The organism is Clostridium sartagoforme, from assembly GCF_004794105.1.
In the GTDB taxonomy this organism is placed as follows: Bacteria; Bacillota; Clostridia; order Clostridiales; family Clostridiaceae; genus Clostridium; species Clostridium sartagoforme_B.
Window position 1 is genome coordinate 303995 of record NZ_SRYR01000002.1, and the last position, 13955, is coordinate 317949.

The following is a 13955-nucleotide window of genomic DNA, read 5'->3' on the forward strand; positions in this document are numbered from 1 at the left end:
AGTGTGATGAAAATGAGTAAAGTAAGTGATGAATACATGAATATAAATGAATGTATTGAGTATTTAAATGAAAATAGTGTTATTAAAGTTAAAAAACAGTTTTTTATTAATAGATTAATAAAAATTGCTGAGAATTGCATTGTTGGAGATAATATAATATTAAATAATAAATTTATATATATAAAAGAAAACTATTTCTTTAATCAGGTAGAACTATATAAAAATAGTATAGATAGACCAACTGTAATTAGAAAGATAATTAAGGTTATAAAAGATAATAAATTTTATGATGCTAGCGTTAAAGGAAGGCTATATACTAAAGTAGATAATTATTTAATTCCACTTTTTTCAATGGATATAACATTTATTACTAAAGAAGATTTTAACTCTATTTTAAGTGGGATAGAGTTAATAATTCAATGTCAAAGTATTAATACTCAACAATTATTAAAAGAAGTAAATAATTTATTTAAAGGTGTACAATTTGATAACAATGAGAAAAATATATTTAAATATATATTGGATAATAATCTTCTATATTTTCCTACAAATCATGTAGGAAATTTTATTTCAAAAGGAAATATGTATCCAAAATCTACTGTTGATAAGGTAAAGGAAAATCTAAGGAAATATGTTAGGGAGAAAAAAGTTAAACTAATTAATATATCATTTTCAGAGTATTTATCATTATCAGATGAAGAATTCAATGAAAACTATATTGAGTTAGATATGGAAATGTTTAATAGGTTAGTACAATACCAGAATAATATTGGTAATTTTGTAAGAATAAAAAGAACCTTTAGGGACACAAATGTAAAAGTAATATGGATACATAGAGGTAAAAAAATTGTTTCTAAAAAAGAATTTTTAGAATTTTCTGACTTTAAAAATAATTATGTTGGTAATGAGTATTTACAACAGTATAATGTTTCGATAAAACCATTACTTGCTAAAAATAATGGCATTATATTAAAGAAATATAAGTCAATTTATTATATTAATAAGTTAGATGTAGATAGATATGTTCATATTAATAATTATAATGAACAGTTTGCAAGTGCAAAAAGTATGTATGACAAGGTTATGACCAAAATAGAATATTTTCCTAATAAAAATGAATACAGATTTCCTAAATTTAAAAGTCTGTTTGTAGAATTTATTAAATTAACTAATACAAAAGTAAAGTCTTATATATATGTTTCTCGTATATATAATGTTTACAATGCCATATTAAATAATATAAATATTGACTTATACCCTTTCAATAAAGAGGAAAACAATAAACTATTTCAAAAAGTCGCTCTAGTAGTTAATGTAAGTCAAAATGATAGAGGGATACTGATTAAATTTATAAACTATCTAATTAATATAAAGAGTTTTGATATAGATAGAATTATAGACTGTTCAAAGAGGGGGAATAGGGAACCTTATAGAGAAGAACAATTCTTGAGTTTATTGGTTCATTTAATTGATATAGTAGCCAAAAAAAATAACTTGCAAAAGTTATATAGAGATTGGAATCTATCAAGTTGTGTTTTATATTTGTTTATGCATTATTGTGTTGCATGGAGAAAAATGGATTTGGTCGATCAGTTACCTATTCCTAGTATAAGAAGTATAGAAGGTATTACGGATGGAGAATCATTTATTAAATGGCTAGAGGATGGAAATGAATTAACAGAAAATAGATCATATAAAATATGTAAAAGCATTGAGGAGAAAACATATAGATTAAGATTAAAAGCAAAGAAAAATAATGCATATTTAAATTGCATTATTTCTAGTCACCTTATTAAGGAAGTTGCGTTATTGCTGTGCATTAACGCGGCTAATAGGGAAATACATTATTCTAAAAATAATAATTTTAGATTAGAGCATAGAGCATTTAATGCTGCATACCTAGAAAATCAAAAAATGAAAATATTATTAAAAGATAATTTTGATATTGATTTAGAGGAAATTTTAGGAGGAGCATTTGATAACATAAAAATGAATAAAGGGTTTTTATCTTTAGTAAAAGAAAAATCAGAAGAATTAGGTATAGCATATTCCTATTATTATACACAAGTTGCTAGAGGACATTTATCAAAAAATAATACTCTGTCAGAAACTACTAAAATATATTTAAAAAAGGATATTTCTAAGGCATCTGTAATGGTATTTGCGACTGGTACTATGGGGAGCACAGCACATACTTTATTGGAATTAGTTGATCCAAAATTTAAGAGTAAGAGTAATGAAGAAAAGATAATTGAAATACAAAATCTTAATATGACTCCATATACAATTGAAAGAAATATTAAGACTATCGCAAAGAAGATACTATTAATACAAGATGAAATAGATAACTTTTTTAAACAAGGTGGTTATAAGGAAGGGCTATTGCAAGATATTTTATATGGACAAAACTTTTATGGGATTGAAGAGAAAACTAAGTGCTTGATTAAAATAACACGAAAAAACCATGTAGGTATAACACGAATTAAATCTTATAATTATGATAATATTAATGGAAATAATAATCATTGTCCATTAAATAAATTAAGTTGTATTGGGTGTGAATATATGATTTCACTTAGGTATTTTATATATGAATTTGAAAAAAAGTTTAATAAAATTTTATATGATTTAGAACATTTTAAAACTGAACTTGATAAAGAAATAGCAATAGATAGTATTAATGAGTTATATTTGCCGGTATTAAATGATTTAGCATTGGTTTTAGGTGATAATATTGGTAAAGTTATTAATGTTAATAGATATTTAGAATTAGCAAAGAGGAGTTAAGAATTTGTGGGTAATATTGTTTTTAAGGAGTTAGAAGATGCAAATGTTTTAATAGAAGAAAGTATTGAATTTAATTATGATAGGGTAGATGAATATTTAACACAATTTAAAAAAATATGTAAGAAAGGAATATTGAGAGAAAACAGTTCGTTTTATGATAGTCAATGGATTATTAATATTGGTGGTGTAGAAAATTCTATCATTCTACCAACAGATATAAAAATGAAGGAACTTAGTGTTTTATTTGGTAAAAATATATGTGAATTTGAATTAGCATATAGGAGTTTTATTATATCTTCTTTAAATTTGCCAAATTCAACGATGGCTTTTAATTTGGCAATGAAAAGACTAACAGTACAATTTGATTCATCCAGTATAAATATTTTAGTTAAGGCTAGTATTGTTAGATTTATTAATTATATAAAAGTATCAGAAAAGAAATATATAGAATTTCAGACATTGTTTGATGAAATAGAGGTTAAGGAAATAGGTGAAAGAACTTTACCAGAGTTTGAAGAAATATTTCTATTTTCTGATATAATTAATGATATTATTTATAATAAAAATATACTAGAATATAAGGATTACTTAATTACTATTATGTGGTGGAAAATTTGTAGTATACTACCATTAAGACCTTCTGAATTTGTTAGAACTAAGTTTGAATGTATTTATAAAGAAGGAAATGAATTCTATTTAAAAGTTTGGAGAAGCAAAGGAAAAATAGGTAAGAAGATTAGTAATATATCTAATGTTAATGAGTATTATTTTGAAGATATAGTTAATATCGATGAGGAACTGTTCATCTTAATTGAGAACTATAGAGATATATTAATTAATGAATTCAATTACGAAATTAAAGATGAATTATTTCCATATATAATTTTGAAAAATATTAGTAATAACTACAATAATAGAAAAAAGAATCTTACTAATATTTCATCATATGACTTATATAATAACGTAAAAAGGTTCTATAGCATTATAGTAGCAAATGAATATGGGTTAAAACCTATATCTAAATATGTAAAAAGAGAGGAAGGCAGTAAGTATCTTGGTGAACTAACTCCTTACGATGCTAGGCATATCGCTATAATCAATTTAATTCTAATGGGTACAGATGTATTAGAAGTAATGTATTTATCGGGACATACGAATATCAATACTGCATATGGATATTTCAATCATATAAGAGAATTCTCTAAAGGGTATGCATTAGGCTATGCTAAAGCACTATCTAATAATACACTTAACAAAAAAATGAATACGTTTATAAATCAAGCCAGAAAACAAAATAATAGAGGAAAAGGGAACGATGATTATTATAGAATATTAAATGCTATTAATAGCAAAAAGGTAATTCTTAAAAAAGTAGAAGGTGGATATTGTCGGTATCAGGATATTGATAATGATAAATATTATTGTTTCTTATATGAAAGAAATCATACCTTATGTCAATTCTTCGTTAAAGATAATAGTGAAGTTGTAGAAGATGAAATTAAAAAAGTAGAAAAAGATATAGATACTACTGTGAAAGTATTGATAGATCTAATAAAAGATATGGAGGGTATATCCAAATTCAATGAATTATATAAAACAACATCTTGTAGGTTGGCAAATAATATCTCTAAATTAGCAAAATTGAATGAAAGATCAATTAGGGGGGAATAGACATGGCTAGACCAAGAAAAGTATCAGAGAAAGAGTTATTTAGAATTATTGAACAATATTTAATAGATAATCCTTATATAGTTAGTTTGAAGTTTTCAGATTTAGCAAAATATAGCCAATCGTTAGGATATAACGAGGTAACATATCAAGATTTTAGTAGAAATGTGCAAGTTAAGAAGTTCGTTGATGAATATAAAAAGCAAAAGAAAATGACTATGTACTCTAAATTGAATAATGATAAATTAGAGAAATTAGAGTTTAATGTTGATGAAGTAGTAGATAAAAATATTAAAGACAAGAAGCAGTTAAAAGTAATTTTAAAAGTATTTAAAATTGGATATGATAAGGCTTTTGATAAGTTGTATGAAAATATAAATAGTATAAAAGAAATGCGAAACAAAATTAGAGAACAAGAGAATAGTATAATAGAATTATCCGAAAAGAATAAATTATTAAGATTACAAATTAAAGAAAATGAAGAAAGATATTATAGAAATAGAAGAAAAGAAAAAGAAAAATGGATTTATTTAACTATTAAGGATTTGATTAATGAAACTAATTTTATTATTAAAAGTGAAGAGCAAATTATAGAGATTATGAAGAACTTAGGATATTCGGCAAAAGATGATATTATAGATATGAACAGTATAATTAATAGCGAATTTAAGAATAATGAAGACAAAGAAAATGAAAAAGAGAAAATATCTGGTAGTAGTGTACAAAATGTTATATCATTTAATAAAAAAGAAAAAAAATTAAACATTCCAGACTTTATGAAATAAGAAAAAGAAGAAAGTGAAAATTTCTTCTTTTTCTTATTTCATAGTAATTTCAGATAATAAATCTGCCATGTTATCTGACATAAATTGTGCAATATTTATATTTAAAACTTTGCATAAGCAATATAATTCATAATCATAGATTGGTCTTTTAAAAGATTCTATTCTTGATAAATCACTTTGATTAATTTCTAAACCAAGTAAATTGAGTTTCGCAACTAAATCTTCTTGTGATAGGTTTAAAATTACTCGTTTATTCTTTATTATATCGCCAAATAAATTTCTGCATAATCTCATAAGTAATCACCTCACAAATTATATGAATATATTTTACAGAAATGCAGAAGACTATATTATGCATCTAGTGCATAAAAAGGTAATATATGAAAATAAGGAGTAAAAAATGTGTATTTTCAAACCAAAAGTACAAGAAGTGGCAATTTTTAAAGAAGTTGCATTAAATATTAAAAATCCAAATGAAATAATTAGGGAAGCGATAAGTAATAGTTATGATGCAGATTCCTCAAATATATGGATAAATGTAAAACGTAGTAATGTTGTTGATTATGAGTTGATTTTTAAAGATGATGGGAAAGGAATGGAAATTAACGAAATACATTCATTTTTCAACTTAGGTGATTCAAAAAAGATAGTTCAAAATATTGGAGAAAAGGGGTTAGGTACAAAGACATATTTTAAAAGTAAAGAAATTAAAATCAGGACAAAGGCAGTTAATAATAAAGGGTATGCTGTAATTATGAAAAATCCGTGGGATAAACTTATTAATGATGAAATTCCTACGTATATAGTTGAAGAAGATGAATCTGTTGATATAGGCACAGAAATAACTATTACAGGTTATATAGTTGATAATCCAGAGAAGTATTTTAATTTTTATAGTATAAAAGACTATATATTATGGTTTACAGCAGGAGGAAATTTTAAAAATATATTTGCAAATAATTTAACCCTTCAAAAATTAGTTAAAGATATTAATAAAACACCTAAAATTCATATAGTAGATCAAATATTAAATAAGCAAACACAGATGGCTGGTGTTCATCAATTTTCACCACCCAATGAAAGTCCGAAGATTGACTTAACAAGTAAGAAATACAGATGTAGCGTAAATTATTGCAGACATTTTGGACCATTTAATAGGGAGACAACTATTAATGGTAACTTAGTTACAGTTCAGTTATATGGGACTGTTTCAGGAGTAAACTGTAGGAAAAAGGTTTGTAAATTAAGGCAATCAGAGACTAATAAGGCTAGGTTCGGATTATATTTATGCAAAGATTTTATTCCGTTTGAACGTGCAAACTTTTTATTAGGAGATGAACAATATTATCACTATCATTTATTGGCTAACTCTCAAAATTTTGAGTTAACTGCTGATAGAAATAGTTTAAGCAATGAAGAGAGTATTACGGTAAAGTGGATATATTCACAGATAGAAGATATTTTTAAAAATAATATAAAGCCTATTGCTGAAAAAGGTTACTTTAAATTAAGGAAAGAAGAAGAAGAATCATATGAGGCAGAATGTAGGATAGATGGAATGAATAAGTATATTAAAAAAATTGATTTAGTAGATAACTTGTATGCATATGATTTACCTATAAAGAAGATTCCACAATGTGAGTATGAGGTTGCATTACTATTTACTGCTATATTATCAAATGAAAAAACTAAGTGTCTTATTAAGGATGTAAATGAGATAATTTCATATTCAAGCAGAATGACGACAGATATGATTTGTGAAGATGTTAATAATGAGATTTGTTTAATAGAGGTAGAATATAAGTTAAGCAATGTTTTTAAACATAAACACCCTTTAGACACATATGATTATGTTGTATGTTGGAAAATTGATATAGAAAAGAATATAATAAATGAAGTTAATAATATAAAAGCAATTTTAGTAAGTGAGGATAGGGAAAGTTATATTGTTACAGAGAATAATAAAAAAATTAAGGTTATAGAATTGAAAAAGTTGATAAATGAAAAATATAGAGAAAATTAGAATTTTACTAAGTAAATTATATTTAATGATGAATTAGAGAAAGAATATTTAGCGGGATCAGTTCTTTTAGGAGCAGTACCTTGTACGGCAATGATATTTGTATTGAGCCATTTAACTAAAGGTGATGCAGCATATACATTACTTCAAGTTGCAGTAAATGATTTAATTATCTTAGTAGCATTTGCACCTATAGTTGAATTTCTATTAGGTATAGGCAATATAAAAATACCTTTAGAAACATTAATTCTTTCAACAATACTATTTGATGTAATTCCACTCTTATTAGGGTTTTTAATAAGAAATATTAAATTAAGAAAAAAGTTAGCATATTTTGAAGGTATATTTTTAAAGAAGTTTGATTTATTTACTATTATAGAATTGTTGTTAACACTTGTAATTTTTTTTATTTCTAAGGAGGTAAAATACTAGAAAATCCATTGCATATAATATTAATAGCAATTCCTTTAATAATAAAAACATTTATAATTTTTGCAATAGCATACTTATGTTCAAAGTTTTTGAAAATATCACATTCAATAGCATCACCAGCAGGAATGATAGGAGCAAGTAATTTTTTGAGTTAGTAGTTACAGTTTCTATCCCATTATTTGGTTTGAGATCGGGGGCTACATTGGCAACTGTAGTTGGAGTTCTAGTAGAAGTGATAGTTATGCTAACCTTAGTTAAGATATTAAGTAGCATAAGGAAGTATTTTAAAGAATAGTTTTTAAAAGATATAGAGAAATCTATATCTTTTTTTATAGAAAGAGTTGTATGCGTAAATAGACTTGTACTAAAATAATTTTATAGAGTATATTGAAAAAAAATTTTTTGGAAAATAGTTATTTATATAAATAAAAAGGGGAACTGTGGCTTTAGGTAATAAAAGTTAGTGAAACTTAAATTTGTCTATATTTAAAAATCTTATGGCAAATAAATTGGAAAATAGTAAGTGAATTAGTTTTATTTCAAAATAATTGTATTATTATGAAAATGAGGTAAAATTAAAATTATATTGGAAATAAATAAAAGGGGGGAGGGAAACTACATGATATTTCAAATTAATATTAATACTGAAATTCTTAGAGAGTTACGAGAGAATATAAATAGGGAGCAGAATATATCATATAACAAAGAATATCATCGAATAGTTGATAAAAATAGTGGTAGGTACAAGGTATATCGTGCATGGGATAAAATATGTGCAATTATGGATAGACTTGATGATACAGTAGATTATTTAAATAAACTTAAGTTAAATACAGGAAAATATAACAGATCAGCATTTGATTTTTATGATTTCATGAATAATGCTGCTGTTGTAATTGATTGTATAAAGGAGTTAGTAAAGATTTTTGATGTTGAAGATAGTAAGATCAGAACATCAAAGAATATTTTTAATCAACCTGGAAGTGATAATAATGGATCAGATGAGAGGTATTTTGAATATTTACGTTCTTTGTGTTCTGTACATCCTATAGAAACAAGTCGTCATAAAAGATACCAGGATAATGATTTTGAGTGTAGTCCATATGTAATATGGAATGATGGAAGAATATGGGGGAGTGATGATTGCGATCTTTATGCAGTAGTTTATATAAGTAAAGATAATGAGTATAGTAAAAGAATTAAAATATATATATCACAGGTATTTGAGTATATATTAACAAGAGTAAATTTTGTTTCAAAGATTCTAGAATCAATAGAGAATTATCATAATCAAATAATAGTAAAATTTAGGAATAGACATATAAAGATGACAAATGAGTTTGAAAATTATATAGATTATTTAAGAAATTTAGATAAAGAGGCAAAAGAAAGATATGGTTCTGAATATTGTAGTAAATTTGATTATATTATAGGATTATTAGAATTAAATATATCAAATTCTAAGAATAAAAATAAAATGCAACTTTATATAAATGCATTAAAATATGCGATTGAATTTGAACACAATAGTTTGCAAAATATGAGTTATATAGGGTTCGAAAATAATGGAATAATTAAACGAAAAGACAATTATGAGACATCTTTATTGAATGAGTTATATAGCCTAAATAGTGGAAGTGATGTACGAAAAAAATATTCATATAATTTTGAAAAAATAGAATATTTAAATTATGATTCTGGAGAGAGTAATAAAAGTTGGGCGTATATAAAGTTGAGAGAATTATATCCGTTTTTGGAGAGATATGTTTCTTTTGAAGGTGCTATGGGAGATTTTGAGCATTATGCATTAGTACAATTAGCATTATACTTACATTGCTTAGAGAATAAGTGTTTAGTAAATGATAATATTCCTAATGAGTTAAAGTTTCGTGAAAAATTAATATAAGAATCTTATTCTAAATTAGAAATAGAAAAGCAGAATGACTATTGATATAAATATATTATTTTCAAAAAAGAAGATGTTGTTGATTGTGGAGAATTTAGCACTTTAGGGTTAGTAAAAAATGGGAGGAAGAGTTTGGTGAATATAAAATTTATTGGATCTGGTATTAGGAGAGAAGTAGATGATTTAGTCTTTCAAATATGTGAAAATATAAGGATTAGACTTAGTGATATTAATAATGAAATAGAGGTAGGGTATAACTATAGGACTTTAAATGAGGAGTTAAGTTGTGATATAGATGAGAAATATGAAGATGATGTCCTATTTGCTGAATCTAACATTGATATAAATAATCTTAATATAAAAATAGACTTAAAAAAATTAACGTACAAAGATGATAAAGTAAACATTTTTGTAAATATAGTTTATAAGAATAGTGTAATAGGAGAGGATGAAAATATATCGGAAGAACAACAGAATTTTATGTATGAAGTAAAGGTAGCAATTAGTAAAGCAGTATCTAAATATGTAAACTCTATTAATTGGATATATGATGATCAGAATGGATATATGTCGCAAAAACTATATCTTAAGGTATATGAATTAGAAAATAAATTTAGAGGATTAATTAATGAATATATGTTAAAACAATTTGGTGAGGATTGGTTTGCAAGTAAGATAAGTAGTGAGTTTAATACTAAGAGCAAAGAGTATGGAGAATGGTATAATACAAAATATAAAACTCTTAATCATATTAAATCAGAATTATTTAATTTACAAACAAGAGATTTAATTAGTATGTTAAAGGAAAGTTATGAGAATGATGAATTAAGTAAAGTGGGAAAGCCAGTTAATTTAATTAAAAATATATTAAAAGATAGTGCAAATAAAATAATTAGTAAAGATATATTAGAAATTGAAACTTTGTGGGATAAATATTTTAAGGAAATTTTAGGTGAGAATATGGAATCAATTTGGACAGAGTTTTCCAATATGAGAAATATAATTGCACACAACAAGGTAATATCAAAGGAGTTCTATCATGATATGGTAGATAGAATTGATGAACTAAGTATTAGCCTTGAAAGAAGTAGAGAAAATATTAATGTACTAATAAAGTCGCAAGAAGAAAAATTAATAAAACAACAACGTGCAGAAGCGTATTCAGAGTTAATATTAGAAGAAGTGGACTTTAGTAGTTATGAGGATGATGATGAAGTAATTGATAAAATATTTAGTGATGGTGAACTTGGTCATTTATATTGTGTTATTGAAGAGAAAGCAAGAAAATTAGAGATTAGTTACGAAGAGTTAAGAGATTTATTAGAAGAGATTAATTTTGAGTACGATGAAGAAGAAAAATTTTTAGAATTTAAAGAGAAATTATTATTAATTAATGATATTTTTAATGAGGAGAATAAAATTATTATATCAGAATTAATTAATACAACTGAAAAAAATAATATAATACAAGAAGTTGCTAATTATTTATCGAATATAGTAAATGCTAAGATTAATGAAATTGATGAGTGTATGGATTCTATATCATGGAGTGATGAATTTTCAGATGGAAAGAATATATTTTCTTATCGTACATTAAATAATGATTTATTTAGTGTTAATATAAATGGTTGGTTTTGTATTGGACGTGGGGAAGCGAGTGAAATATATATCGATTATACTAATAATAGTCTAATACTAGAACGAGGGGGCATAGATATATCATTTGGTGATTATGAGCAACATGAAGATGGATATCATATGCCTACTCAGGGGCAATATTTTGAAGTTAATGTGGAAAAACTGTACACTAAAATTGAAGATGATGTATGTAAAATAACTAGTAATATTAATGATATATATGAAAGAATTTCTAATATAATTTATTAAAAAGATATTATAAACATTAGGAGGAAAAAATGAGTAATAATTTTAATGTAGATAAGGAATTAGTATTAAAAACAGCAAAAGAAATATTAGAGTTTGATAGTCCTACAGGATTTTGTTTTGAAATAATTAATAAGATAGAGGAAATGATAAAGGGTTATGGATATAAGTTTGAAAGAACTAATAAGGGATGTGGAATAATTACTATTGAAGGAGATAGTAACAAGAAAACAGTTGGACTTTGCGCTCATGTAGATACTTTAGGAGCGATGGTTAGATCTATAACTAAAGAAGGAACTTTAAAGTTTACAATATTAGGAGGACCTATAATACCGACATTAGATAGTGAATATTGTAAAATAAGAACAAGAGATGGCAAAGTTTATACAGGTACATTTTTAAGCACAAGTCCAGCAGCACATGTTTTTGAAGATAGTAAATCAAAACCTAGAGATGAAAAAAACATGGAAATTAGAATTGATGAAGTGGTAAAAAATAAAGAGGACGTTTTAGCATTAGGAATTGCTAACGGAGACTTTATATTTATTGATCCTAAAACTACAATTACTGAAAGTGGATTTATAAAGTCAAGATTTATTGATGATAAAGGAAGTGTAGCAGCATTAATAGGGTTATTAGAATTAATGCATAGAGAAAATATAAAACCTAAATATACAACTAAAATATTAATTTCAGTTTACGAAGAAGTTGGACATGGTTCATCATATATACCAAGTGATATTACTGAATTAATAGCAGTTGATATGGGATGTATAGGTGATGATTTGTCTTGCACAGAATATATGGTAAGTATTTGCCCTAAAGATTCAAGTGGGCCTTATGACTTTGGAATAACAACAGAATTAATCAACTTAGCAAAAGATAATAATATTGATTATGCAGTAGATATATATCCTATGTATGGTTCAGATGTAAGTGCTGCATTAAGAGCGGGAAATGATATAAGGGGTGCTCTTATAGGTCCAGGAGTTCATGCCTCGCATGGGATGGAAAGAACTCATTATAAAGCATTGGAAAATACAATCAGGTTATTATTAGCATATTTAATATAGTAGTTAGATTTAATAACGAATTAAGAATTAAAGGTAGCACTGTGTTTTAATAGCATGGTGTTATTTTGTATTAAAAGGGGATAGATTCAAAAAGAATGTCATAGGTATAAAGAGGATATTTCAAAAATAAATTAGATATCATAATAATTAATAAATTAGATATCATAATAATAATAATCTATTAGTAATGCACTATCTGATTAGGGGATTGATAATTATAAATAGGAATATAAGATGTTATTAAATGAAGTAAGTTAAGCGGTTTTTACAAAAATCAAAATAATTAAAAGATTCATTGATACAGATTGTTCTGTTTGCTATACTAAATATATTGATATTAATTAATTTTTAGTATATAATAATAAGATTTGAAAAGGAGGTGTAATAATGGCTTCAGGAGAAATATTAATAAAATTATTTAAGGCATTTAAGGATAATGATGATGTAGAGTTTTCTAAGATAGCATTTGATATCATAGAAGAAGAGAAACGAAAAAATCATAATTTACTAGCGATGAAATTAAATAAAATAATGTTTGATGAGTCAAATAAGTATTATTCTAAAAAAAATACTATTAATAATAAAAAGCAAATTCCAATAGATAGGGATACAGGAATAGAGTTGTTAGATGTTAAGTTTACACAAAAGGCTCTAAATGATGTAATATTATCTAATGAAAATCAAGAAAAAATTAATAATATAATAAATGAATATTTTAATAGAGATATCTTAAAAACTTATAAATTATCACCCAAAACAAAAATATTATTTTGTGGACCTCCGGGATGTGGAAAAACAATTACAGCGGAAGCAATAGCGAGTGAATTACAAATTCCATTATTGTATACTAGGTTTGACAGTATAGTATCATCACTATTAGGCGAAACGTCTACAAATTTGAGAAAGGTTTTTGATTTTGCTAAAAATGGTGAATGGGTTTTATTTTTTGATGAATTTGATTCAATTGGTAAAAGTAGAGAATACACGTCAGAACACAGTGAACTTAAAAGAGTGGTAAATAGTTATTTGCAATTAATGGATAATTTTACTTCTGATACAATAATAATTTCGGCTACTAACTATGAGACCATGATAGATAAGGCTTTATGGAGAAGATTTGATGAAATAATCTTTTTTGATAAACCAACTGAAAGTGATATTTTAAGACTTTTAGAAAAAAAGTTCAAGAGTATAAATTATAAAGGGATTGACTTAAATAAATATGTATTAAAATTTAGTGGGATGGCGTTCTCAGATATAGATAGAACATGTAGAGAGGCTATTAAACAGATGGTTTTAACTAATTCTGATAGATTAACTGATACAATTTTAACTAAAGTAATAAATAATGAAATAAAGAGAAGAGAGTTAATAGAGAATAATATATAGTATAGGGTGGA

The 13955-nt window shown here is 25.3% G+C and carries 9 protein-coding genes and 1 pseudogene; 9 read left to right on the forward strand and 1 reads right to left on the reverse strand.

Going from position 1 to position 13955, the window contains the following annotated elements; all coding sequences use genetic code 11:
* Positions 1–12: 12 nt before the first annotated feature.
* From E5347_RS08370 to E5347_RS08380, 3 genes are read left to right on the forward strand one after another with little or no spacing between them, the layout of a single operon-like run.
* The gene (locus E5347_RS08370) at positions 13–2787 is read left to right on the forward strand and encodes a hypothetical protein (protein WP_136006326.1); all 2775 of its coding nucleotides are present in this window, start codon (positions 13–15) and stop codon (positions 2785–2787) included.
* 6 nt (positions 2788–2793) lie between these two features.
* Positions 2794–4458 carry a site-specific integrase gene (locus E5347_RS08375; protein WP_136006327.1) on the forward strand — a complete coding sequence of 555 codons (1665 nt, stop codon included), beginning with the start codon at positions 2794–2796 and terminating at the stop codon, positions 4456–4458.
* Between the two features lie 2 nt (positions 4459–4460).
* Positions 4461–5240, forward strand: a complete 780-nt coding sequence (locus E5347_RS08380) for a hypothetical protein (RefSeq protein ID WP_136006329.1) — start codon at positions 4461–4463, stop codon at positions 5238–5240.
* Between the two features lie 33 nt (positions 5241–5273).
* Here the strand turns inward: E5347_RS08380 and E5347_RS08385 are convergent, their stop codons facing one another.
* Positions 5274–5534: a helix-turn-helix domain-containing protein gene (locus E5347_RS08385; protein WP_136006331.1), complete on the reverse strand. Its 261-nt coding sequence runs from the start codon at positions 5532–5534 to the stop codon at positions 5274–5276.
* A gap of 106 nt (positions 5535–5640) precedes the next feature.
* Between E5347_RS08385 and E5347_RS08390 the strand changes: the two genes are divergently transcribed.
* The 6 genes and pseudogenes from E5347_RS08390 (at position 5641) to E5347_RS08415 (ending at position 13944) form a co-directional block, all read left to right on the forward strand.
* Positions 5641–7263, forward strand: coding sequence for an ATP-binding protein (locus E5347_RS08390; RefSeq protein ID WP_136006332.1), 1623 nt, complete (start codon positions 5641–5643; stop codon positions 7261–7263).
* A gap of 30 nt (positions 7264–7293) precedes the next feature.
* A pseudogene (locus tag E5347_RS08395) lies at positions 7294–7987 on the forward strand (arsenic resistance protein); the annotation flags it as partial.
* A 324-nt stretch (positions 7988–8311) separates the two neighbouring features.
* Positions 8312–9598, forward strand: coding sequence for a hypothetical protein (locus E5347_RS08400; RefSeq protein ID WP_136006334.1), 1287 nt, complete (start codon positions 8312–8314; stop codon positions 9596–9598).
* A 135-nt stretch (positions 9599–9733) separates the two neighbouring features.
* The gene (locus tag E5347_RS08405) at positions 9734–11485 is read left to right on the forward strand and encodes a Swt1 family HEPN domain-containing protein (protein ID WP_136006414.1); all 1752 of its coding nucleotides are present in this window, start codon (positions 9734–9736) and stop codon (positions 11483–11485) included.
* Positions 11486–11514: 29 nt separating this feature from the next.
* Complete coding sequence (locus tag E5347_RS08410) at positions 11515–12555, forward strand: M42 family metallopeptidase (RefSeq protein ID WP_136006337.1); 1041 nt, start codon at positions 11515–11517, stop codon at positions 12553–12555.
* A 387-nt stretch (positions 12556–12942) separates the two neighbouring features.
* Positions 12943–13944 (forward strand): AAA family ATPase, encoded by a 1002-nt coding sequence (locus E5347_RS08415; RefSeq protein ID WP_136006339.1) that lies wholly within the window; start codon positions 12943–12945, stop codon positions 13942–13944.
* Positions 13945–13955: the final 11 nt, after the last annotated feature.

Excerpts from the sequence above, each read along its gene's own strand:
- E5347_RS08400 (WP_136006334.1), top strand. The coding sequence starts at position 8,312 with ATGATATTTCAAATTAATATTAATACTGAAATTCTTAGAGAGTTACGA.
- E5347_RS08415 (WP_136006339.1), top strand. The coding sequence starts at position 12,943 with ATGGCTTCAGGAGAAATATTAATAAAATTATTTAAGGCATTTAAGGAT.
- E5347_RS08410 (WP_136006337.1), top strand. The coding sequence starts at position 11,515 with ATGAGTAATAATTTTAATGTAGATAAGGAATTAGTATTAAAAACAGCA.
- E5347_RS08390 (WP_136006332.1), top strand. The coding sequence starts at position 5,641 with ATGTGTATTTTCAAACCAAAAGTACAAGAAGTGGCAATTTTTAAAGAA.
- E5347_RS08370 (WP_136006326.1), top strand. The coding sequence starts at position 13 with ATGAGTAAAGTAAGTGATGAATACATGAATATAAATGAATGTATTGAG.
- E5347_RS08380 (WP_136006329.1), top strand. The coding sequence starts at position 4,461 with ATGGCTAGACCAAGAAAAGTATCAGAGAAAGAGTTATTTAGAATTATT.
- E5347_RS08385 (WP_136006331.1), bottom strand. The coding sequence starts at position 5,534 with ATGAGATTATGCAGAAATTTATTTGGCGATATAATAAAGAATAAACGA.